Here is a 24,155-nt window from a genome sequence, read left to right on the forward strand (position 1 = left end):
CGCCTTGCGTTTCATTTCATCGCCTATCGATTTATAATAGAGGAATACAATCTTTTATCTGTTGCAAGGAGCTTTGTTATGACAATGAGTGCAAATCCGCCTTTAAACGACGAGCAATGGACGCAGCTGCTGAAATATGCAGCTGATTCTTTCAATGAAGTGACCTTGAGTCGAGGGTTTCAATATTTCAAACAGCAGTACGTCACCTCTCTGAACATTGCCGAAAATCGTGCGATTCAAGCGAAGGTAACCGGCCATGAAGACTATAAGGTTACACTCCTCCTGGAAAAGCTCGGATCCAGCTATTGCACTTGCCCCGTCCACACCTGCTGCAAGCATCAGGCTGCGGTTATGATGGAGCTGGCCGACCGGCTCGGATACCCGGCTAACCAGATCGTGAATGCAAAGCAACACCTGTTGCGGGCAGCAGCAACCCCTTTAGCCGAGTCGCTGTTAAAGGAACTGCCCGGCATGAATGTACACGGCTGGTATGAATTCATGAACCAAGCTACATCTCTTGTGATACCCGGATACGATCAGGGGAGATACATAGCAACGCTGAGAGAGCAGTTGTCCAATCTCATGAAGGGTCCCACTCCGTTAACCGGGATGGACTTGATCTATTTCGAGCTGCATCAACTCTTGTTCATTTTGCGGAAGGTATTCGAGCTGAACGCTCCAGGCGGTTCCGTCCACAACTTTTCACATGCGACGTACCGGCTGTACGATGAAGTGCATGACCTCCTGCACCAGAAAGCAGCCCTGTTCGATTTCACGCTCTCTGAAGAACGTCTGAAGCAAACGTTAAGCTGCTTCCGGCAGCAGATGGCGGAAGAGAATAAATATCTGGAATACGGCCTGTATACGGCCATATGGAAGTACTGGATCGCGCCCCAGCCTGCGGCCGACTACTGGGCGTCTCAAGAGTTGGACGCCATAGAGCGGCAGACTGCCAATAGTGACTCCCCTTCACTTGCAGCGGCAAAAGCTTTCCTATACCTTCATCAAGGCAAAAGCAGTGAAGCATGGGCGGCGTTGGAAGCAAGCGGTACGTTGGCCAAAGCACCGGCGAGTTTGCTGCTCCCTTTTCTGAATCTCCTGTCCATGTCTGGCGAGTGGAGATCGTTGGTTGACTGGTTGATGCGAACGGCCTCGCACTTCTATGGTCCCATGACCAAGGAACGCCTAGCCTATATGGAGTATTGGAAAGAAGCGGTTGAACATGTTCCTGAAGCCGAAGATCTGCTATGGAACGTACTGGAAGGAATACTGCCCCATTCGATCAAAGTGATCGAGGATATGCTGTACGAGCGGCATAACTGGAAAGCATGGATCGAGATGCAGATTCTCCAGGAACGCGATCCCTTCCATCATAAGGTGAGTGTACTGCAGCCCATCGAGAAGGAGGCACCGGAGCTTCTTCTCCCTTACTACCATCAAGCCATCGAGCACTATGTCGCCCTCAAAAACCGGCGGGAGTACAAAGCAGCGGTCAAGCTGCTGAAACGTCTGGCAAAAGTGTACAAGAAGATGAAGCAAGTCGAGCGTTGGGACCGTTTTTTCGCCCGATTCATGGAACGAAACAGCCGGCTGCGGGCACTGCATGAGGAACTCAAGAAAGGAAAACTGTTGGAATGAGTGCGAAACTATATGATATGTCCATACATGCAATATTGACGGAAACCGGAGATGCCTTGCTTTGGGGGCTGAAGGATGGACGCACAGTAAGCGGAGAAACGTTCCGCAAATTGATGTTCGCCTGGCACGAGCCCTCCTGCTACGGAACCATACTGGAGCTGCAGCAGGCCGGGGAGCTTGTCGTGACGGTTCTCCCTTCGGAGATGGTACTCCCCTTCTTCGCCGAACCCAATCTCATGGACGTTCTCCGCTGGGAAAACGGCGACGAAGCGACCAAGGGATTATTCGAAGCTGCGCCGCTTCTGTACCGTGAAGCTCAAGCGGGCCGCTATATGCCCAGCTACGGCGCTTATCGGAACGGGAAGCTGCAATGGACGTGGGAGGCGGATTCCGATGAGCTGGAACAGCTTAATTGGGAGGCGCTAACTAGTCTGGACGCTTCCGGAGACAACCTGTCCGGATTGCGCTCCGCCTTTTCGGCCGCCGTATCGATGAAGCACTATGCGGACGAAGCATCCGTGTCCGACCTACGGCGGGAGTATCCCTCGTTGTTCCAGCGAACGCAGTCGGCAGACTCGACTATGGTGCTGACGGAGGAGGAGTGGCTCATATCGCTCGGCTGGAAGCCGGACCTGGCTCCCTTCCGTCCTACGCTGCAACTGCTTGAGCCGGACGAAGACCAAGCCGAATGGCTCCTGCGTCTGGTGCTGCAGGACAAGAGCGATGGATCGGCACTTGTACCGATCCGTCTCGCTGCAGACGGACATGCTTCCGGCTTATGGCCGCCCGACTGGAGCCCTTTCATCCGGGAGCGTTCTCCAGGATGGGCTGCCAGACTCCTCGCCACGCTTCCGAACATGAACAGTCGTGGTGAGCTGTTCGCTGCGCCGTTAAGCGACGAGGCCGCTTGGCACTTTCTGACCACGGACAGCCGCCAATTGCTCAGTGATGGCTGGCATGTCATGCTGCCCGGCTGGTGGGAAGCCGCCTCGAAGCGGAAGCCCCGCCTACGCGCACAGGTTACACCGGATGCGGGCGGTAGAGGCCAGTCGTTATTCGGGCTGAACGCCTTGGTCGACTTCGACTGGCGCATTGCAATCGGAGATGCGGATCTGAACGAAGCTGAATTCGCAGAGCTGCTGAGCCACAAGGAGCGGTTGATCCGCTTCCGCGGCGAATGGGTCGTCTTGGACCCTGCCCTGTTGGAGAAAATCCGGAGGCTCATGTCAAGTGTGAATCCGGAAGAAGGCTTGTCCTTGCAGGACATTCTCCAGCTCCACCTGTTAAGTGAATCGGAGCAAGAATGGACAGGCAAAAACGGACGGTCATCCCGAGAAGATGCGAGCGATCTCGAAGACGAGGAAGAGCAGCTTCAACTGCAAGTGGAGTTGAATACTCACCTCTTGGCACTGCTCCGTCAGCTTGCACAGCCGTCGGAATTGGCTCCGCTATCCGTACCTGACGGACTGCGCGCCGAGCTGCGCGGCTACCAGCGTGAAGGGTTCACCTGGCTCAGCCATCTGAGAACGTTCGGGCTGGGCGCCTGTCTCGCCGATGATATGGGACTCGGGAAAACGGTTCAATTCATCACCTATTTGCTCCGGCATCGCGCAGAGTCCGAATTTCCCGCACTACTCATCTGCCCAACTTCGGTGTTGGGCAACTGGCAGAAGGAGCTTGCCCGATTCGCTCCCGAGCTGAGGGTTCAGCTTCATTATGGGAAGGGACGGCTCATCCGCGAGGAGATTGCCGAGGCTGTGAAGGATGCAGACGTCGTCATCACCTCCTATACAACGGCGCTGCTGGATCAGGAAGTGCTGCAGGAGATCGTCTGGAGCTCCCTTTGTCTCGACGAAGCCCAGAACATCAAGAACGCGCAGAACAAGCAATCGGTCGCCATCCGCTCTCTGCAAGCCAGACATCGCATTGCCATGACCGGAACGCCCATCGAGAACCGGTTGTCGGAGCTGTGGTCGATCTACGACTTCCTCAACCCGGGTTACTTGGGGAACCAGCGCGGGTTTCAGCATCGGTTCGCCAATCCTATCGAGAAGCACCAGGATGAGGAGCGAACGGCCCAGCTCCAGAAGCTCGTCAAGCCCTTCATGCTGAGGCGCAAGAAGAACGATCCCGCAATCCAGCTCGATCTGCCGGACAAGCAGGAGATGAAAGTATATATGAACCTGACCGCCGAACAGGGAGCGCTTTACGAACAGACGGTCAAACATCTGATGGAGCGGATGAACAATCTGGAGGGGATTGAGCGTAAGGGAGCCATTCTCGCCGCCTTGACCCAGCTCAAACAACTGTGCGACCATCCCGTGCTGCTCACGAAGGAAGCGGTGCCGCCCGAGGAAGTGCTACAGTTCGAAGAGCAGCGCGATGCGTTCATCACCCGATCGGCGAAGCTGGAACGACTGGTTGCCATGGTCGACGAGCTTCGGGACGAGGGCGATTCCTGCTTGATCTTCACGCAGTATGTAGGCATGGGCCGCATGTTGGCCGACGTGCTGCGGGTGCATCGAGGCGAGCCCGTGCTGTACCTGAATGGCAGCACGCCCAAAGCGGATCGCGATAAAATGATCGATACGTTCCAGGCGGGAGACGGTTCGGGACCGGGCATCTTCGTCCTGTCCTTGAAGGCCGGCGGAGTCGGCCTCAACCTGACGGCGGCCAATCACGTCTTCCACTTCGATCGCTGGTGGAACCCGGCTGTCGAGAACCAAGCGACCGACCGCGCCTATCGGATGGGACAGAAGCGCAATGTACAGGTGCACAAATTTATTTCCCTCGGCACGTTGGAGGAGAAGATCGACGAGATGCTGGAGAGCAAGATGAGCTTGAGCGAGAACGTCATCTCCTCCTCCGAAGGCTGGATTACCGAGCTCTCGAACGACGAGCTCCGCGACCTGTTCACGCTGCGGCAATCGTGGTAATGAACAGTGCCGCGTTAGTGAACTAACGTTATCCGTAAGGCGAACAAAGGCAGCCGATCGTTCTGATCGGCTGCCTTCCTGTCTTTGAGCTGGCGTTTCCGCTAGCTCATTAGTTGCTTGCACAAAAGAAACGAGTATTCCTTTCAGCGAATAAGTTCGATCGAGGAATCTCTGGAGGTTTGGAGTAACATCCCATCATCAGACCTGAGTACGCGCGAGATCGAATCGGCCACCTAACGCTGGTGAAATTAGGGGTTCTCGCTACGATTACGACTCATTTGATTGACAGCGCTGAACAGAGCTTTTATAGACGAGGCCATAATATCGACGTCAATGCCGCAGCCCCAATATACAGTGCGGTCCGCAGCCGTAATTCCGATATACGAAACCGCTTGGGATTTAGAGCCGGTTTCCAAAGCGTGCTCCTTATAGACCAGATCGCTGTATTCCAAGCCCAAATAAGCTTGCAGCGCATTGCTGATGGAATCGAGTCCTCCGTTCCCCGTCCCCGTAATTTCTTTGACTCCGTCGCTCGTCCGCAGCACCACGATCGTTTGGAAATCGGTATCGTCGTTTATGCGGTATTTTACAAACTCCAGAGGCGTCTTAATATTCACATATTCCTTGGTGAAAATATCGTGTATGTCATCCGGGAGCAGTTCTTTTTGCTGGTGATCGGATACGTTTTTGACGCAATAGCCGAAGTGCTCGCGCATTTTCTGGGGAAGATCCAGTCCATACTTTTGCTGCAGCACGTAACCGATTCCGCCTTTGCCGGACTGACTGTTGATGCGGATAATATCGCCTTCGTATTGTCTGCCGATATCCTTCGGATCGATCAACAGATAAGGGACCGACCAATGCTGCGGCTCTTTCTCTTCGCGCCACTTCATTCCCTTGGCAATCGCATCCTGATGGGAACCGGAGAACGCGGTAAAGACCAGCTCGCCGCCGTAAGGATGTCTTTCGCTCACCCGCATCCGGGTAAGCCGCTCATAAACAGAGATCATCGCCGGGATGTTCTCGAAATTCAGCTTCGGATCCACCCCGTGCGAGTACATGTTCAGGGCCAGCGTCACAATGTCTACATTCCCCGTCCGTTCGCCGTTTCCGAACAAAGTCCCTTCTACGCGCTGCGCTCCGGCCAGCATCCCCAGTTCGGCGTCAGCTACACCCGTCCCTCTGTCGTTGTGCGGATGAAGCGATACAATCACATGCTCACGGTAATGCAAGCGTTCGCTCATATACTCAATCTGGCTGGCGTAGACGTGGGGCATCGACATCGAAACCGTTGCCGGCAGGTTGATAATGACCGGATTCTCCGCCGTCGGCTGCCATACGTCGAGCACTTGGTTACAAATGTCCAGCGCAAATTCGATCTCCGTGCCCGTAAAGCTTTCCGGCGAATACTGGAACTGGAAGTTCCCCTCCGTTTCCGCCGCGCACTCCTTCAACAGCTTGGCGCCGCTCAAGGCGATGTCGATAATCTCCTCTTTCGATTTACGGAACACTTGTTCTCTCTGCGCAACAGACGTCGAGTTATACAAATGGACGACTGCCTTTTTCGCGCCTTTCAGCGACTCGAACGTTTTACGGATAATATGCTCCCTCGATTGGGTAAGCACTTGGATCGTGACGTCATCCGGAATCAAATCCTGCTCGATCAAGGTGCGCAGGAAGGTGAATTCCGTCTCCGACGCTGCGGGGAATCCGACTTCGATCTCCTTAAACCCGATCTCCACCAGCATTTTGAAGTATTCCAGCTTTTCTTCCAAATTCATCGGAACGATCAGCGCCTGGTTCCCGTCGCGCAGGTCGACGCTGCACCAAATGGGCGCTTCCGTAATATATTCTTTGCGGGTCCAATTCAAGCTGGTCTCCGGCGGCATAAAATATCCTCTGGCGTATTTGTCAACATGTTTCATGGGGTATCCACCTTTTCATCGATTTTTGACACGGATCGGTTCAACGCCAGGCACAACACAAAAAAAGCCTTCCCTCTCTGTTTACAGAGACGAAAGACTGTGACGTCTTGCGCGGTACCACTCCGAATTCACGCCATTGACGGCATGCACTCTGCGGATAAAGAGCTCCCGGACTACTGGCAACCCTTATATCCTCCTGAAGATAACGGTCAGGATGCCGGCTCGGCCTACTTCCCTATCATGGGTTCAGCGAGCAACTCCAAGGCGAGTTCCGGTTTTCCTTGCGGCTGTTTCGCACCAACCAACAGCTCTCTGATCGCTTAGAAAAGCGTACTATTCCTTTTCAACGTATTCGGTATTAAAACTATGCTATAACACCTTCGCCTCGTTGTCAAATGCTTTAGGCTTTTTTTTAATCACATACCCTCGGTTACCTTCGGCTGCCTTTATCCTAGAGCGCGTGTACGCCGCTTCCGCCAGCTTTTAGATCAATACAAAAAAATTATATTATCCCGTATATGGGATTTTTCCATGAAATTTGCTCGTGTGAAAGCCCCTTGAGTATGAGAGCCTAACTATTTAGTCTTTATGTAAAAAACCAAACATTAAACTGGACAACAATGGTGGTTTTGCTTAAATCAAATATCAACAACAAACTTTCAAAGCCTATACAAAAAGCGATGAGAATTTTATTTCTTCTCATCGCGTTGCGGCTCTTCCTCAAAATCAGTGCTCGACGTGATGGGAAGGTCCAGAGAGCCTCTAACGTCCTTATAAAGGATGAGGAGATTTGTACGATTCTTCACACAAGTTGTCTCCAAAGCAATTCCAATTCATGCCTGTTGTGCGAAAAGTCGTACAAAAAGCAAGACGCGGCATTTAAAAAGCGAAAATTTATACGGTATTTCATATAAAACACTCGTCATCGCCTGGAAAAGACCGTTTCCTGTATGAAATATCGTACAAAGCAGCCTTCCTTCCAACGACCTTCTCTCCCGCGCTACAGTCAACGTCATCATGGGTCCAGACCAAGCCCATTTCGAACCTAAAAGGGTGTTTGACTAGACCACACCACTAACGTCATGGAATATGTTGTTATTATAAAAAAATGGGTGGGGGGAAATTACATTGGCTATCCGCTACAGCATCGTCATTCCAACCTATAATCGAGCCCCGCAGCTGTTGCTCACACTCGCATCCTTTGAAACCCAAACTTATCAGAAGCAACTGTTCGAAGTGATTGTAGCTGATGACGGTTCTACAGATGGAACGAAGGAAATGGTTGAAGGCTTCCAAGCATCCTACCCTCTTATCTATGTATTCCATCCGGAACAACGCGGTCGATCTGCCGTTAGAAATTTGGGGCTGCGCCAAGCGAGAGGGCTGTACATCATCTTCTGCGATGCTGACTTTTTGGTGCTGCCTGAGTTCATTAGCATTGTGAGCCGTTATCACCGCAAATATCCCAAAGCGGTGCTTTCAGGCTTTCCTTACTCATGGGATAATGCTTATACCCATTATTACCCTGGGTTTTCCCCTGAGGAAAAAGAACATTTTCGTAGCACACTTACACAATCCAACGTATGGAGGGCAGACTTTGATACAGCGAATGATATTATTCCGCTAATTACGCCAGAAGATATCCTTCGCCAAACAGATGCATTGTCAAAAGTTGCTTTCCCCTCAAGAGTTCCCCCCAATATCAAAAAGCAATTTGCCTCAACGGATGTAGCTCCCTGGATGTTATTAGTTACTCGTTGTGTATCAATGAGACGCAGCCATTTGACTCGTATTAGAGGTTTCAATGAACGGTTTGTACTCTATGGACTCGAAGACTGGGACCTTGGCTATAGGCTGCATCGATTGAAGATCCCTTTTTATTGCATCAAAGAGGTTGTCGGCTATCACCAGGAACATCCAACCTACTTAAGAGGGGAAGTCTTAAATACTGAAAATCTGAAAATCATGTTTGAAACCTACGGGTTCAATGACTCCTCCTTAAATTTATTTGCCCTTGTACCCCCATCCGAGGATTTGGAGACTTACAAAAATACGCTGCGGGTATTGCGCAGGGGAATCCGTTCTAAGTTAACACGTCCGTCAGCACTGTTGTTGAGGAGAACACTAAGAATGGCAGCCAAACAGTTCTTTCAACCCAACAATACCCCAGCCTACAAAAAAACATTGCAAAAGATTAAAAAAGAATCAATGAACAGGAAAAGTCGAGTCGCTCACGTTTTACGAGAAATGGTGCTGAAGTCTGAAAAGCTGGTAGAGTAACATTATTCGTTTTCAACGTGCAACTCGTATCGCATTTGTCCCGATGATATGCAAGAGATGACCCGAGACCTATTTGTTATATGCCTTCGTTGCATGGTAAGTATCGACAATTCGATTGAGCTTGCTCCCGTTGCCGACTCGCCGATGCAGATCGCAGCGGCAGATTTCGATTGCCTGCTCTCTCCGCTTCGCTACGGTCCGCACGATCGCCCCCCTTAGAGGGGTTCACCTTTCTTTACAGACTAAAAGACACCCCTGCGGGTGTCCTTTCGTTTGTATGGAGGCGAAGCGTGGCATGGCAAATTCACAAATTGTCGCCGCGGGATGCCCGGATTCTTGATAAGGTACAAATCTAATCTTTAGCCAGTACGGTCAGTTCCTTCGAATCAATGACCAGCCCAGCTGGACGGATATAATCAAACCCAAGTATACCGTTTATTTCCATTCCGTAATGCATGTCTCCAATTTCTACTTCAAATGCAGACAACGCAGTCTCTCCTACCTTCACAAAATCAAAATGCTTGGAATATACAACCTCTACTCCACCTACGCCCCTGATCTTGTTCAGAAAATCGCCAGGTTCTACTTTAACCCCTATGACGTCCACCGCATCCGCGCTGAAAATGGTTCCGGCCGATCCCGTGTCGAGCAACACATTCTTCAGATGAAGTTCTTCGCCTCGATAACAAATCGTTACTTCTATAAAGGGGAGTCCATTCCTTACGTCTATGTTCATCGGGGTCCTCGAACCCCTGCCCATTTCTCCCGAAGCTCCAGCTTTTCGCGAGATGTATGAAAGAAGCCGTATTCCCGATATGGATGAGCCCGATGCAATTCATAATAGCGCTTCATGGCAACGGAGGAATCATCAAAACGATCAATGACAGCCACCTCGTCAACGAGCCAGTACCCTCCCTCCGAACGAGACTTTAACGCCTCGCAGACAACCCATTCATTAGGAAACTGTTCTCGAGCCTCTTCCCATTTCATCCTTGCCACCCCCAAATTTAGCTATCTTGATTATAGCATAAGAGCCTATCCAGAAAAATACACGTGGTTCGGTGTGACAATCGAATGACTCTTCGGAAGTAACTATTCACTTTTGTAATCAGGGAAAAATCACATTCTGCCGAAGCATCAACGCGCTTCGCGTCACGTATCGTAGGATTCAGTCCGTTCCCTTGCTGCTACATGTTCCTGGAGGCACGTACGGTGTACAAGCGGTCGAAAATATGCCGGATCTCCGACTCCGAAATTCCTTGACCGCGATCCCATACGTCGACCGTCTGCTTCAAATTCATCTGATGAAGCCGTCTATTCTTGCAGACAAGCTAACTTCTCCCCTCCGTGCATCCTCAGCAACCGCTCACCAGTGCAGCAGTCCGGCTCACATGGACGCTCCATGCCGTATCAGCACCTTCTTCACGCTCTCGCTCCCCGTTGCTTGCTGGGGAAGCTTCGTTCCTGCTTGGATAAGGCTCTCTGCAACCGCAGCGTAATCCCCACCCGGATTTTGAATGTGAAGCGATCCCCAGATGCAGCTGTTCAGAGGAGTCCCGCCGAATTCATTCAGAATATCCACGGACGCCCCATGCTCCAACAACAAGCGGACGATTGCAGCGTCGCCTTGCACCGCGGCGCGATGAAGTGCGGTCATCGCCCGATCGTTGCGGCGTGCATCTGCGGGAATACCGATCTCCAGCATAAGCCGCACAGCCTCTGCCCGATGCTCTCCAGCCGCATCCGCTAAGACGCTTTGATCTTCCGGCTGAAGGGCTTGGACGATACCGGGATGCTCCCGCAAGAGGCGGCGGACCGTTTCTGTGTCGGCCCTCATAGAAGCAAGCAGCAGCTTCTGCTCAACGGAACTGTACGACAGCATCAGTTCCGTGATAGCTGCATGCCCCAACCGATCCGCAAGGAAAAGAGGTTTTGCGCCCGAGCCGATATGGTAGGCGTAAATGTGCTCTCCGGCGGCGGTAAAGTCCCCTTCTCCCACCTCGGCTTGGAGAGCCTTCGGGTTCTCCTTCAGAATGGTGCGGACAAGTTCGAGATCCCCCAGTTTACATGCCATGAAGATATCCGTCCGGGCGCCGCGTTTGATCAAATGTCTGCATTTGTCCGGATCATTTACGGCATATTGCGCCGGCGTACTGTTATGGTCTATATCTCTCGTATCGATGTGAGCCCCATGATCTAGCAGGAAATCGACGACCTCCGGCGAAGTGGCGAAATGCAGAGGAACCTGCCCATCCGGACCGCGCTGGTTGACTATGTCCGGCTCCTCCTCGACCATCCTTCGCAGAACATCCAGCATTCCCAATGCCGCCGCAGCATGCGGATCAACGTGAGCTCCCCTTTCGATCAGATAGCGGGACAAATCGTGATGGTCATGATGCAGAACGCCAAATCCTCCCGCCCACCAGCTGCTTTTGACATGGATGTCCGCCCCGTACCGCAACAGCACGTCCACCATCTCGCGACTTCCTCTATTCGCAGCAATGACAATCGCCGGCGTATCGAAAACAAACCATGGTTCGTCGATTTGCGCCGCAAGCGACGGATGGCTTTGCAGCAAAAGCTCTACCGCTTCTGCGTCGTTGCCGTTCACCGCCTGTTGGAATTGCTCGATGGCTTTGGTGTCCGGTTCATTCATTGAAATGTTCGAATTGTTGTTCGTTTCGGTCATGACCTTATCACTCCTCCATTGCTCTAGAGCTTGCCTCCATTTAGCTGCGGCGTATCTTGGCATATCTTGCTAGGCTTGTATTCCTATTATAAATGCTACTGATCCTCTGCGCTATCTGTAGCGGCGAGTGGAAAGGCCATTCTGTAATGTTTTCGTTAGGGTAGCACTAGCTGCATTTAGGGCTTTAAGTGCTCTACAGATGCGAATGAACCTAATTCGAAATGTCCGGATACATATGATAATCGTGTTATCGAACATTCCGGGACCAGATTGCTCTGTACCGCCACAAAATTAGGGTGCCAAACGTTTAGTTGGTCTTCAGAGAATGATTGAACCAAAAAATCGGTTATTAATCCACCATGAGTTACCAATACAATGTTACTGCCAGTCGGATGGTTTTTGGACAATTCCAGTAATAAAGAACATAAGCGCTCGCCTGCCTGCTTCGCAGAATCACCAACGGGCGGTATATACTCAGGATCGCGCGTACACCGCTGCCACATGTCTATAAATTCTTCAAATGTTTGTTCAGGCAGATCTCCCCAGTTAGCGCGTTCGCGTAAACGACTATCCTCTGAAACGGTTGCATTCGTTTTTATTGCGATAGGTTCGGCCGTTTCTTTGGCTCTTTTAAGGGGACTCGTAACAATGGCTGCAATTTGCAAGTTACAAAACCATCGAGCCGTCAATTGTGCTTGTAAGTTACCTTCTGTGGTAATGGAAACATCACCAATCGCTTTTTCTTTTATGGCATGCCTCACGAGAAAGAATGTTGAACTCATTGAACAATCTCCTTTTTACTAATTTTATATATATCTAATTTAACACATGTCTAATTTAAAGGTATCATTTTTTTCTACTGCGAGGCTACAACATGCTGCCAGTTGGTTGAGAAATTAAGCAGCCCCCTTGCGTTGAACACAAGGGGGAATCTGCCATAGGTATGAAGGGTGCGATTCAGCAATTAGAGAAACGAAACGCATCCCCGATGCTGCAGGGTAAACCGGATGTACGTTGAACTTTCCGGCATCAAGCTTGGGTTGCATACCATCGATCGATCGCATTATTTGTTCTATAATCCGCTCATCGTGCGCCGCGTCCGGCGATTGCTTTTCTTACCCCTTATACAACATTTCCTCCTGTCTCTCCCGCAGCCAAACCTGCATAAAGCCGGGCTCCCGATTATCCCAGAAGCAGTATGGAATCGCGGTAAACGTGCGCCCTTCCGGGCAAGCACCCCGAAGCACGGTAACAGGCGGTCCGAAATCCCTGGATCGCACGCATACGAGCGGCGCATGCTCGGGCACGACCAAGCTGTCGAATTGCAGATGGGCGTTATCCGCCTTCTCGACGCAATAGACGAGCGGTCCCCGCTCCAGAGCGATTCGGCCCGCATTATCCTCCACTTCATTGCGGCTGCGGACGCGCTTAACCGGCATCTCCATTTGCAGCTCGACCTGATCTCCCGCGCACCAAGCTCTCTCGACGACCAAGTAGCCGCTGTCCAACGCATAATCGCCCGCATCCAGCGCTTCGCCGTTTACGCGTACGGACATGCCGCGGCACCAGCCCGGATAGCGAAGACGCAGCTCGAAGCGGCGCGTCTCCGACGGCCATACGCTGATTTGAACGTCGCCGTCGTAAGGGTAAGCCGTTTTTTGCTCCAGCTTGACATCTGTTTCCGCCATTGTTACCTTCGTACCGCCCTGCACATATTGATTGACGACGATGCCGCGATCCGCAACCGAGTAAATATAGTGGCCTACGGAAGGCAGGAACCTGGACAGTTGAGTCGGACAGCACGAGCAGTCGAACCAGGGCACGCGATGATGGTCTCCGTGAGACGCAAGCGGGTTGACGTAGAAAAAGGTATCCCCTTCGAGCGAGATGCCCGCAGCGGCGCCGTTATACATGGCCCGCTCCACGATATCGGCGTATTTGCTATGTCCGTGAAGCAGGTTCATCCGATGATTCCATAGCACCATGCCGACAGCGGCGCATGTTTCGCAGTAAGCCGTTTCGTTCGGCAAATGATAGTCGCGCGTAAAGCCCTCATTGTGCTTCGATTGACCGATGCCGCCCGTCACATACATATTGCGCTCGACGACACTGCTCCAAACCCGGTCCAGTGCGTCCATATATGCCTTATCGCCGGTCATTGCGGCCACGTCGGCCATCGCCGCATACAAATACATGGCGCGGACGGCGTGGCCGCTAACTTCCGACAGCTCGCTCACCGGCTTGTCGTCTTGACAGTACGCAGCCCCCATATCGTCGCGGTCCCATATTTCTCCCTTGCCGTGGCCATGCCCTCTCTCCTCCAGCAGCCAAAGCGCCAGCTTCCAGTAGCGCTCCTCGCCCGTCTCGCGGTAAAGGGCGACAAGCGCAAGCTCGATTTCCTCGTGCCCGTCGACCCAATGCCTTTTGCCGGGACCGAATACGTTGTCGTAATGATCCGCCAGCTTGCAGGCGGTGTCCAGCAGCTTGCTCTTGCCCGTGGCCTGCTTGTAGGCGATCGCCGCTTCGATCAGATGGCCGCCGCAGTACATCTCGTGTTTGTTCATATCCGTCCACCGCTGCTCCGGCGTTACGAGCGAATAGTAAGTAAACAAATACCCGTCCTCTTCCTGCGCGGCGGCAATGAGGTCGATAATTCGGTCTGTTTGCGCTTCAAGCTCCGGGTCCGGGTGAATCATGAGCGAATACGAGGCCCCTTCCAGCAGCTTGTATACATCGGAATCGTCGAAAAAGATACCTTGGAACGGCCCCTCGGCCAATCCGGCCGCCTTGGCGAAATTGGCGATTCGGCCGGTTCGCTCGCATTGCTCCAGACAAGCAAGAATCGTCGTTTCTTTCAACGCTTTTAATCGGGAAGCCCAAAACGTATCGTCGATCCAAACCCGATTGAACGGAACGGCTTGAAGCTTTTGATGGGAATTGGCAGATATGTCCATACTAGCACTCCTCTGAAGAATAGTAGGATTTCACTCTATTTCCCCTCCATCATATATGCTATATTTGTTTCAAAATACGCCTTTTCTTAACTATTCGCTTGCACGATTTAAACTTTCCCGGGAGGCATACGCAAATGGAAACGGGGACTGCGCTTTATATGACCGCTCCTCCTATGCCGTTCTATCTCATCGGCGGCAAGGATAGATACGCGCCCGGCCAGGAGCATCCCGATCGGTATGCGCTCGGCGTATTCGATATGCTGCTTGTGAAGAGCGGCGTGCTCCGCATGGCCGAAGAAGGCCGCAGTTACGACGTCGGCGCCGGACAAGCGCTTATTTTGCGGCCAGACCTGCATCATTACCCCACCGAACCTTGCGGCGAAGAGACGCATTTTTACTGGCTGCATTTCTTTCCTGCAAGCGAATGGCGGGAGAGCTCGGACGAATCGCTCGTTCACCCATCGCCCATGGACTCGCCCGCGCCGCAGACGCAGCGCGCCCGAACGGGCCTGCCGTCGGAGCGCACCAGCACGATCGTCCTTCCCAAACATGGCACGCTCCCCTCGCCCGGCAAAACGTTCGACGCGCTCGAGCAGCTCTTGCTATCGGAGCGGCAGCCGCAATCTTCGGCGCTATGGCAGCAGCAAGCGATCTTTTTCGAGCTAGTCAAGGATATGCACCGGGGCCAAAAGACCGTTCGCGATACGCAAGCCGTACGGCTGGCCGAGCAAGCGGAAGCGTTCCTGAAGCAAAATTACCGGAATCCGGTGACGAACGCCATGCTGGGAGAGGCGCTGCATTTTCATCCCAATTACATTTCGCGCTGCATGCAGAAGGTAACGGGCTATACCCCGATCGACTACTTGATCCAGTATCGTCTGGAGCAAGCCAAGCTGCTGCTTATGAAAACGGAGCTGTCCGTCATGCGGATCGCGGAGGAAGTCGGCTTCCATCAGCCGGCTTACTTCTCCCGCTGCTTCTCCCGCAAAGAAGGGATCACCCCTCTCCAGTTCCGCAAAAAGTTTATGAAGTAAACACAAAGAAAACAAGCCTGTCATCCCACACGTTGTGGTTTGAGAGGCTTGTTCCTATTCAAGACGAAGCCGGTTCCGTATGGATGGCAGCGTATAGCTGCGCCAGCAAACCCATCCCCATCTGGGACAAAACCCGGTATCCCCCGCGCTGCAGCACGAGCCCTCCGCAATTGTGCTGGCTCACTCCGTGCAGCAGGCCGTCAGGCGTCACATACGTCTCCAACGCTTGCAGCGCGTGTCGTGCAACATCCAGCGAAGCGGGCGCAAGCAGGCCATGCCGCGCGCCAAGCGCCAGTGCGGCGGCGATCCCCGCCGATCCCGACGTCTCGATCCCGGTCTCCGGCTCTCCGAGAAAGCAGGCCCACAGTCCTTCCGGCTCGCGCAATGAAACGACAACGTCGGCGATGCGCCGGAATTCGGCTGTAAGCTCCTCCATGCCGGCCAGTTCGGCCGCATAAGGGGAACGCTGCAGCTCTATCCAGGTTCGGACGAATCCGAGCATATACCAGGTGTACGAGCGCGCCCAGTTTCGCATAATGCGTCTGTGTCCTCCATTCGAGACGAGGCCGTACAAGTGGCGTCCGTCGATCAGCATGTGCCGGCGAAGCAGCAGCTGCCGGATCGCCAGCTGGGCCAAAGGCTTGCTCGGAAGCTGCGAGGCGAGAACGGCCATCGGGTAAGCCATCGTATAAGCGCCTTCCGCCGTAATGGTACTTTCTGCGGAAAGCACCCCTTTGTCCGCCACCAGTTGATCGTCCCAATAGGCGACCAGCTGCTTCACAAGCGGATGATCCGGCTGCCGCTTCGCTATGACGGCAACGGGAAGCGTGCTCTCGATGCCAGAGAAACGACCGTCGGAAGGTGCCCCGTACAGGTCCTCGTAACGCAGTTGGCCGTCCTCCGTCACATATTGGCTCAAGTGGCTGACGATGGCTTGCTCGACCCGGATCGCATCCGTCGCCTGCCGCAGCGCGTACAACCCGTCCAGCACGCACCCTTCCAGCCAGCCGAACGGCTGCAGACTGTCCAGCGACAGCATTCGGTTGAGGAACTGCTCCATCGGGCGCGGCGGCCCTTCCTCCGCAATCATCAGATGCGGCGCAAACAAGCTTCGCTCCCCGTCGCCCTGCAAGCCGTCGAACACCCATAGCGTTGCCTCCGTCTCCAGAATGCGCAGCCCGACGCCTTGCCGGAGCGCCGCCTCGGCCTGCTGCGGAAGAAGCGGCAATTCGAACGGCTGAAACACATACGCATAGCGAATATCGAACGTGCCCAGCCGCTCGCCGGACTCCAGCAAATACGCCTCGACAAACAACACTTCCCGCATTTCGACGGCAACGTTTATACGCAGCCGCGCATTCCGTTGCGGGGCGGCCAGAAGCGGCCGCAAGGGCAAGCCGCTCCAGGCCAGCTTCAATTCGTGCCCCGTCTGTCCAATCGGGACAGCCGACCAGCCTGCCGGAACCCGCTTATGTTCCGGCAGCGGCAGATCGGGCGCTGCCAGCACTCGCGCTGTTTCATATACGATCGTATCGGTTTGCTTCATCGGTTCTGTTCCCCCGTCCCTTCCCGCTGCCTAACAACGCCCTACTTGCTCTTGGCCAACTCCGCGGCAATTTTCTGATTGATCCGTTCATCCGCTTCACGCAGAACGGTATTCAAGTCTTTTCCGGCAAACTGGATGTCGTTGAATGCGGTCTGCGCTTCCGCCAATGCAATCGCTTGGTAAGGGGTCAGCTTTACGATCGGCGCCGGATTCGCTGTAAACAACGCCTGCACATGCTTGTCTTTCAGGAACGGAATGTCTTTGCCGAACTCGCTGACGATCTCCGGCTTTTGCAGGGCGGGCACATAGCCTTTGCGCGCCAAATGCTTCTGGAACTCGGGCGATGTGACGTAGGCGGCCACCTGGAACGCCGCTTCCTTATGCTTGCTGTTCGACGTCACGTAGAAGTAGCCCGGCGCATTTTGCGGTCCCGTATTGGCCGCTTCCTTGTAGGTCGGATAAGTGGTCAAGTCCCAGTCCAGCGTCTTGTCCTTGTCCGCGAAATACCGCGTCCCCAGCGCATTCGGACCAAGCAGCATCGCGAGCCGCTGTTCGCCGAACATCTTCAGCTGAGCCGAGTACGCCAGCGTCGTCTTGTCGTATTCGTTGTTCGGGATGCGGAACAGACCGGTCAGCGCCTGGAACGGTCGCTTGAACGTCTCGGACGAGAAGCTTCCTTTGTTGCTCGCCGGGTCCACGAACTGCGGCGCAAGCGGATCGAGCGACAGCACGAACCCGAGCGACGTTCCGAAGCCGTAATAGTTGACGCCGTCGACAACACGGCTCATCTTGCGGGTCAATTCGTACAAATCGTCCATCGTCATGTTGTCCTTCGGATACGGAAGGCCGAACTGATTGAAGAGACCCTTGTTGTACAGCAGCGCGACGGAATCGATCGACACGGGCAGGCCGTACATCCCGCCGTTCGCGAGCTGGCGCTGGGCGTCCACCGATGTTTTCTCCAACGGGGACACGTCGTAGTTATACTGTTTTATCAAGCCGGTCAAATCGTACTGAAGACCGTTTTGCAGCAGGTTCGTCGGCGTATTGGCAAACGAGTCGTAGTAAATATCGAGCGGCTGACCCGTTTCGAGAATCGTCTTGAGCGTGACGTCCGCCGGAACGAAGACGGGCGTCACATGCGGGAACTTTTCCTTGATTTTATCGCCGAAGACCGTCATAAACCCTTCTTGGGACGTGATTGACCCGACGTTCATCTTGAAGGAGAGCGTGACCGGATCGTTGGAGACGACCGGTTTCCCGTCCTGGCCCGGCTGATCGCTTCCCTCCTTACCGCTTGTTCCCCCTCCGCAGCCCGCCAACGCGGCCTGCGCCAGCAAGCAGCCCGCCAGCAAGTAAACATGTTTTCTGTGTCTCATCGTGCTTCTCCCCCTTTATTGAATGACAACTCGACTTCAATGACAGCGTTTGCAGCTTGATGTACGGTTTCTTCCGGAGACCGTTTACTGCCTAACGGCGATAATCCGGTCGACATACAAATTTTGAATGGCCGTAGAATTCGGCGGAGCAAACCAATAGTAACGGCCTGACTCATTGGGATTGTACTCGTAGACCCACGGCAATGCAAGGTAATGATATTCGCCATCCGCCAGCTGCCCGTAGTCGATCGACGCCCGTCCGCCGCCGGAGGCAGACGAGAAGCCGTAATTCATCGCAGCTACTCCGGATGAACCTGTGCCGGGATCGATGCGAACGCTGGCATACAGGTTCCATCTTCCTTCACGCGGCAGCTCGGTATCGGGCAATTGAATCGCCCATTGATTCGTGCTTCCTTTCACTTTGGCTGCGGCTTTGTCGGACGCTTTGGCATCGCTGACGAGAGTCGTCCCTACAGGCTCATACAGCCGGAACGTATGGTCCTGGAAGTCCAGCCAATCGGAATAAGGCAGCGAGCTGACGAAAGCCGGTATCGTCGGCAAAGTCCGGCGAATATCGATCAGCTTGTACAGTGCGGCCATCGTCCCCTTGCTCTTGTAGTTGACCACATCCGCGGTGTACGTTTTGAATCGGGCGTACCGGTTGTCGTAATCGGGGTCCCAGACTATATTTCGTCTCTGTGCCTCCATCATATAATCGACATACCGCATCAGGATCGTGTAATCCACCTCGATGCGCGTCCGCTGCACATGATTCAAGTAGACCGGGTCGCTAGTCGCGGCGGCAGCCTGCACAAACAAGCCGTCGATTTGACGCATCAAATCAAACGAAAGAAACGAGGATGTAATCGGTGTAGAAATCGTCAATTTGTCCTCACTTTGCGCAAACGCCTGATGGAGCAATTCTATATATTGGCTCACATACGGCGCTGCTTCTCCATAGTACCCGTTCACAAACTCATCGATCAGCTCACGGTAATCCAGATTCGGGTTCCAAAGCAGCTTGGCGCCCACCCATGCGCGCAGGTCGGTCAGCCCGGTGCTGATCGGAGCGGTCGTCCCTACAATATGTTCGCCAAAGTATCCTTTGAACGCTGGAAAATCCGCCAAAAATTGAATCGTTTCCCCCATCGCGTATACGCTCGGATACGGCATCAAATATCCACCGCCCGAGAAGTCGACGAGATAGTCCCAGAAAAGAAGATTATCGGATAGCTGCGCCCATCGTTCCGCGTTTTGCTTCGAAAAGCTGTTTTTGGGATCATTCAGCGCGCGGCCGTGATCTTTGTAGATCGGTGCAAGCGTCACGACGACGTTGTCCGGCAGCGTCATATTCGTGGGCGCTTCCTCGGTAAACATGTAGGCGAGCGTTCCGATGCGAGCATTCGGAATCGCCGCCTTGACTCGCGTTGCAATGTCGCCGACCATATCCATAATCGGTGCGGCCAGCGTACCCCCGTGCTGGGCGGCAAATGCCAGACTGTCCGGGTCGGGGGTCCAGGTCGTATCCTCCTGACTGAAACCGTAAGAGGCATCCTTCCCAGCATATACTTGCTGCGTCACGCGGCTGATCAAGTTGGCGGCCGCGATACTGCGAACGTTTTCATTCATCGCCAGCAGCTGATTGCCGAAGTGATAGCTCGTCTGCGGCACGATCTGCTTGAAATTATGGACGTCATACGGCCAATACGGGGACCAGCTGTTCAGCCATGGCTCCGACTGCGGAACCTGCGTATACCGGTCGCGGTATTTTCCGTTCAATAAGTTATGGGCGCGATACGCTTCATTATTGCCGTCGTTCACGTACATTTCGCGGTATTGGAAGCGCGGCACCTGCACGTCGTAATGGACGCACACCTTCAGCTTGGGCAACGTCGGCACGAACGTATAGGTCGGCGAGTACCATTTGACCCCGACATACGTATCCAGAAAATAGTTCACGCCGTACATCGTGCCCTGCGGATGACTCCCGGCGATGAAGAGATACCGCCCTGACTCTCCGATGACGAAACCGTCTTCCCCGAGCGAAGAACCGGCCAGCTCCGGCACAAGGCTCTCTGTCAGCGCGCTTCTGCCGACGACGATCACCGGTCCGTTCGGCGGAGTTATACCTTCGGTCAGTTGAAACGGCGCTCCGGTCACTTGCGTCAAGTAGGCGGTCAGCTCCTGCGCGGCATGCCTTACCATCTCACCGGCGTCGGAACGGACGAAGATGCCGTACTTGGCGCTCCCGTTGTTGGCGAGCATGATCTGCTTTCCCTTCCCTTCTGCAGAAGACGTTGTCGCAAACGCAGCCCCCTGCGTCGTAAAGATCAAGATCAAAGACAAAATGATAGCGAATGATATGCGGCGCATTCCTACTCCTCCTGTGATTGTAGTAGTATGCCTCTCTCTTCTCCATCCGCGGAATAGTCCCGTCCCGGGAGCATCACCTCCATTCTGCATCGATGGTTTCGACGATTGTGCCGGGAAGCCGCCGCCAACGAGGATTGATTCGCTTCATGATGGTATGGAGGACGCCCATGACGACGGTACACCGTCGTCAGCGGCGCGCTCTACACTTCCCCCCATACTCGCTTGGCGTATTCAAACCCTTGCATCGTGGCGCTTTTGCATTCCTCGATTCCTTCGAACTCGAGGGATATGTACCCGTCGTAGCCTGCCTCCTTGACGACTCGCAGGATGTCTCGAATGGGGATGTCGCCTTGCCCCAAGATCGCCCCGCGCAGCCGGTTGCCGCCGGCCGTCGGGAACCAGCCCGGGCACGATGGGCCGGGACTTCTGTCGGGCGTGCGCACATAGAAGTCTTTCAGATGGACCATCGACGCCAGGCGGATGTTTCGCTGAACGGCGATTAGCGGCTGCTCGTCGACGCACAAGAAATTGCCGATATCGACCGTCGTGCGGTAATTGTCGCGGTCCACTTCATCGATCAACTGCTGGACGCGTTCGCTGCCCTGCATGTAGTAACCGTGGTTCTCGACGCTCGTCGTAATGCCGTATCCGGCCGCATAATCGGCAATGGCGCGGCACGCTTCGGCCAGCTTGGGCAGATCGCGCCGAAAGTTGCGGACGGAAATGTCGCCGATCGGCCGCGATGCGACGTCATGCCGCATCCGCTTCGCGCCTAGCCGTGCCGTCACATCGACATGCCGTTTCAGGCGCTCGATCATATGCTCGACTTCCTCCGCATCGGCCGTCACGAAATTGGCGGAGACGCAGTAGTTCGATACCTCGATCCCCGCCCGGAGCGCCCGATCCCGAATCGCATCGGCAAACTCCGGCTGCTCCAGCAGGTCGAAGCCGATCGGAATGATCTCGACATGCGTCGCGCCCGCTTCCGCGATCCAGTCAATCGCCTCCAGAACGGTCATTTCGCTGGAGACGATCGCTCCTTTTAGACAGTACAGACTGATTCCCAGCTTCATACCATTTCCCTCTCCTTATGCATCTGTGCGGACGGTTTGTTTTTGGCGAAATTCGGGAACGAAACCGGAACGCCGTTCTGTATTGCGGATTGTGCCGACAACGGCATGACCGAGCTGACCGCCACCGCGTCGTATACGTCGAAGTCCGGCTGGCGCCGCTCCAGAATCGCGGTCGCGAACTCCTTCATCACAAAGTAATCGCCAAATCGGGCAGCCTGTACGGCGCGTTCCCGCTCGGTCTCGTTTTGCCACCACGGGTGCTCGTAGAGCGACTCATAGTCCGACAGCTTCGACCATGCGACGTTGCCTTCGTACGATTTGCCGGGTCCTCTGCCGTCCAGCCAGACGAGCGGTTCTTCGACGGTATCGCGCCCGGATACGAACGCACCTTTCGTCCCTTGCAGCTCGTAGGCCAAATAGTTGAACGGGCGCGGCGACGAGAAGTCGTTGCGCAAATAGATGACGGCGCCTTGCTTCGTGCGGATGAGCGACAGGCAGGAGTCGCCCTGCTGCCAGTAACCCATGCTCGCTCCGGGATGGTCCGAACCGAACAGCTCCCGGAAATAATCGCTTTGCGCCGCCGGCTTCGATACGATCGTGGTCATATAATCGAACGCATCGCCGCGATTGATGCCGAGCCATTGCGAGACCGGGCCCAGCGAATGGGTCGGGTAGTTGTTGCCGTTGAATTGGCGCATCATCTCCCCTCTCCATTTCAATTGGCCCTCGGGACCATGAGTAGCCGTTCGCACGTCATGGATATACCCGCACTCCGCATGAGTCAGCTCGCCAAACACGCCGCTCTCGGCCATATGCCGCACCATCAAGTTTTTGCGAGTGTAGCAAAAGTTTTCCGCCAGCATGTACACTGCACCGGTCTGCTCCACCGTCTGGACAAGCTCCCAGCATTCGTCGACCGACTGAGCGGACGCAACTTCACAAAGGACATGTTTGCCGGCACGCATTGCCTGAACGGACTGGCTCGCATGAAGCTCCATCGGGGTGGCCAGCAGCACGGCGTCGATTCGGTCGTCCGCCAGCAGCCGCTCGAAACTCGTAAACGTAAGGATGTCGGGGTACTGCCGCTTCCATTTGGAGAAAACGTCTTCATTCAGATCGCATATCGCGCTTACCTCGACTAGGTCGGACAAGAGGTCGCAAGACTTGTAGTAGGCAAATCCCCGATTCCCGCCGACAACAGCCAATCGGACTCGTTTGGTCATCGTCTAAGCTCCTTCAACTCGTTCGTTTCGGCGTACTCTTTTCATTATAGAAATTCGGGCAGGAAGCGGAATGGAAAACAATCAGGCGGTATCCGTAAAATACTCAGATTCCCGCCCTGACGGAGACGCCGGTATACGCAGCCGGAGCAAAGCAAGGTATAATCAAACAGAGAGGGGGATGATGGATGCAGCATACGCAAGCCCAGCAGCAGAATTTTTCCAGTTATCTTGCCAATGTCCAAACCGCGATTCTGCGGTCTTCCTTTCGGATGCTCGGGGTGGAATGGAGTCATTCCAATCTGAAGCTCGAATACAACATGCTGTATTACATCGTATCCGGCAGATGCAAAATTTGGCTTGACGGTTCGCTCCTCGTGCCCACGGCCGGGCAACTCGTGCTTCTTCCCGCCGGTTCGGTCATTTCGGCTTCCTCCTATGACGGGGAAGTGTTCGGCAAATATTACTGCCATTTTACAACCTTCATCGGGGACAATCGCCTGTTCGACCTGCTCTCCATCTCGCCCATCATCGAAGTGGACGACCGCGTCCTCATCGAGGAGCATTTCCGGCTTTTGAACGAGACGTATACCGGCTATGAAATGACTTCGATTCTGCGCGCCAAGACGACGCTGGCGCAGCTGTTGTGCTACGTCATCGACAACAGTCCTACGCGGATCATCAACGACGCCGGCCATCGGGACATTCAGAGCATTACACGGGTGCTGGACTATATGCGAGCGCGGCTGTCGGACAAGCTGTCCGTCGAAGATCTGGCGAAGTTCGCCCATTTCCACCCGCGATACTTCATCTCGGTCTTCAAATCGATGACCGGCTTCTCGCCCATGCAATATATGGCCAAGCTGCGCTACGACCGCGCTTGCTCGCTGCTGCGCACGACCAATCTCAGCATGAACGAAATTGCCGACCGCGTCGGGATCTTGCCGGATTACTTCACGAAATTTTTCAAGCATCACAGCGGCGTGTCTCCGACCTCGTACCGCGAGCTTGACAAGCGGACGTAGCGCAAGCGCGAGTACGACTGTAAGCCCCCGATACAAATAAAGAGCCTTTCCTTCCACCGGCCGTGGAATCGAAAGGCTCTTTA

16 protein-coding genes and 1 other annotated feature are annotated in these 24,155 nt (G+C 54.2%); of the genes, 5 read left to right on the top strand and 11 right to left on the bottom strand.

The genetic code is table 11. The features are described from left to right. Window positions 1–78: 78 nt before the first annotated feature. Window positions 79–1,638, top strand: a complete 1,560-nt coding sequence (locus ABD796_RS31925; protein WP_344916137.1) for an SWIM zinc finger family protein — start codon at window positions 79–81, stop codon at window positions 1,636–1,638. After that, on the top strand, window positions 1,635–4,574 hold the full coding sequence (locus ABD796_RS31930) for a DEAD/DEAH box helicase (RefSeq protein WP_344916139.1): 2,940 nt from the start codon (window positions 1,635–1,637) through the stop codon (window positions 4,572–4,574). Before ABD796_RS31925 ends, ABD796_RS31930 begins: the two co-directional genes overlap by 4 nt. A gap of 248 nt (window positions 4,575–4,822) precedes the next feature. Here the strand turns inward: ABD796_RS31930 and leuA are convergent, their stop codons facing one another. Then, entirely contained in the window at window positions 4,823–6,499 is a 1,677-nt protein-coding gene (leuA, locus tag ABD796_RS31935; protein ID WP_344916141.1) for a 2-isopropylmalate synthase, read from the bottom strand. An 82-nt stretch (window positions 6,500–6,581) separates the two neighbouring features. Continuing rightward, window positions 6,582–6,855: a binding site (T-box leader), on the bottom strand. A 772-nt stretch (window positions 6,856–7,627) separates the two neighbouring features. On the opposite strand from leuA, the gene ABD796_RS31940 reads away from it, so the two are divergent. Next, window positions 7,628–8,779: a glycosyltransferase gene (locus ABD796_RS31940; RefSeq protein WP_344916143.1), complete on the top strand. Its 1,152-nt coding sequence runs from the start codon at window positions 7,628–7,630 to the stop codon at window positions 8,777–8,779. A gap of 352 nt (window positions 8,780–9,131) precedes the next feature. Here ABD796_RS31940 and ABD796_RS31945 read toward each other — a convergent pair whose 3' ends face one another. The 5 genes from ABD796_RS31945 to ABD796_RS31965 all read right to left on the bottom strand — a co-directional run bounded on the left by ABD796_RS31945 (window position 9,132) and on the right by ABD796_RS31965 (window position 14,422). Continuing rightward, the gene (locus tag ABD796_RS31945; protein ID WP_344916145.1) at window positions 9,132–9,515 is read right to left on the bottom strand and encodes a retropepsin-like aspartic protease; all 384 of its coding nucleotides are present in this window, start codon (window positions 9,513–9,515) and stop codon (window positions 9,132–9,134) included. Then, on the bottom strand, window positions 9,512–9,769 hold the full coding sequence (locus ABD796_RS31950; RefSeq protein WP_344916147.1) for a hypothetical protein: 258 nt from the start codon (window positions 9,767–9,769) through the stop codon (window positions 9,512–9,514). Before ABD796_RS31950 ends, ABD796_RS31945 begins: the two co-directional genes overlap by 4 nt. Before the next feature lie 397 nt (window positions 9,770–10,166). Beyond that, complete coding sequence (locus ABD796_RS31955) at window positions 10,167–11,468, bottom strand: ankyrin repeat domain-containing protein (protein WP_344916149.1); 1,302 nt, start codon at window positions 11,466–11,468, stop codon at window positions 10,167–10,169. A gap of 176 nt (window positions 11,469–11,644) precedes the next feature. Further along, a complete protein-coding gene (locus tag ABD796_RS31960; protein WP_344916152.1) occupies window positions 11,645–12,250 on the bottom strand; it encodes a histidine phosphatase family protein in 606 nt (201 codons plus the stop codon). A 333-nt stretch (window positions 12,251–12,583) separates the two neighbouring features. After that, window positions 12,584–14,422 carry a glycoside hydrolase family 127 protein gene (locus tag ABD796_RS31965; RefSeq protein ID WP_344916154.1) on the bottom strand — a complete coding sequence of 613 codons (1,839 nt, stop codon included), beginning with the start codon at window positions 14,420–14,422 and terminating at the stop codon, window positions 12,584–12,586. A gap of 134 nt (window positions 14,423–14,556) precedes the next feature. On the opposite strand from ABD796_RS31965, the gene ABD796_RS31970 reads away from it, so the two are divergent. Beyond that, a complete protein-coding gene (locus tag ABD796_RS31970) occupies window positions 14,557–15,456 on the top strand; it encodes a helix-turn-helix transcriptional regulator (RefSeq protein WP_344916156.1) in 900 nt (299 codons plus the stop codon). 58 nt (window positions 15,457–15,514) lie between these two features. Here ABD796_RS31970 and ABD796_RS31975 read toward each other — a convergent pair whose 3' ends face one another. From ABD796_RS31975 to ABD796_RS31995, 5 genes are all read right to left on the bottom strand, one after another. Beyond that, window positions 15,515–17,002 carry a glycoside hydrolase family 88 protein gene (locus tag ABD796_RS31975; protein WP_344916158.1) on the bottom strand — a complete coding sequence of 496 codons (1,488 nt, stop codon included), beginning with the start codon at window positions 17,000–17,002 and terminating at the stop codon, window positions 15,515–15,517. Between the two features lie 41 nt (window positions 17,003–17,043). Beyond that, the gene (locus tag ABD796_RS31980) at window positions 17,044–18,381 is read right to left on the bottom strand and encodes an ABC transporter substrate-binding protein (RefSeq protein WP_344916160.1); all 1,338 of its coding nucleotides are present in this window, start codon (window positions 18,379–18,381) and stop codon (window positions 17,044–17,046) included. Between the two features lie 84 nt (window positions 18,382–18,465). Continuing rightward, the gene (locus ABD796_RS31985; protein ID WP_344916162.1) at window positions 18,466–20,754 is read right to left on the bottom strand and encodes a DUF4838 domain-containing protein; all 2,289 of its coding nucleotides are present in this window, start codon (window positions 20,752–20,754) and stop codon (window positions 18,466–18,468) included. 200 nt (window positions 20,755–20,954) lie between these two features. Next, on the bottom strand, window positions 20,955–21,827 hold the full coding sequence (locus ABD796_RS31990; RefSeq protein WP_344916163.1) for a sugar phosphate isomerase/epimerase family protein: 873 nt from the start codon (window positions 21,825–21,827) through the stop codon (window positions 20,955–20,957). Next, window positions 21,824–23,050, bottom strand: a complete 1,227-nt coding sequence (locus ABD796_RS31995; protein ID WP_344916165.1) for a Gfo/Idh/MocA family protein — start codon at window positions 23,048–23,050, stop codon at window positions 21,824–21,826. The genes ABD796_RS31990 and ABD796_RS31995 overlap by 4 nt, the downstream gene beginning before the upstream one ends. Window positions 23,051–23,235: 185 nt before the next feature. Here ABD796_RS31995 and ABD796_RS32000 point away from each other — a divergent pair, with 185 nt between their 5' ends. Continuing rightward, window positions 23,236–24,072, top strand: a complete 837-nt coding sequence (locus ABD796_RS32000) for an AraC family transcriptional regulator (RefSeq protein WP_344916167.1) — start codon at window positions 23,236–23,238, stop codon at window positions 24,070–24,072. The last annotated feature ends 83 nt before the right edge of the window (window positions 24,073–24,155 follow it).

This window comes from Paenibacillus hodogayensis, from assembly GCF_039536325.1.
GTDB classification, from domain to species: domain Bacteria; phylum Bacillota; class Bacilli; order Paenibacillales; family NBRC-103111; genus Paenibacillus_AB; species Paenibacillus_AB hodogayensis.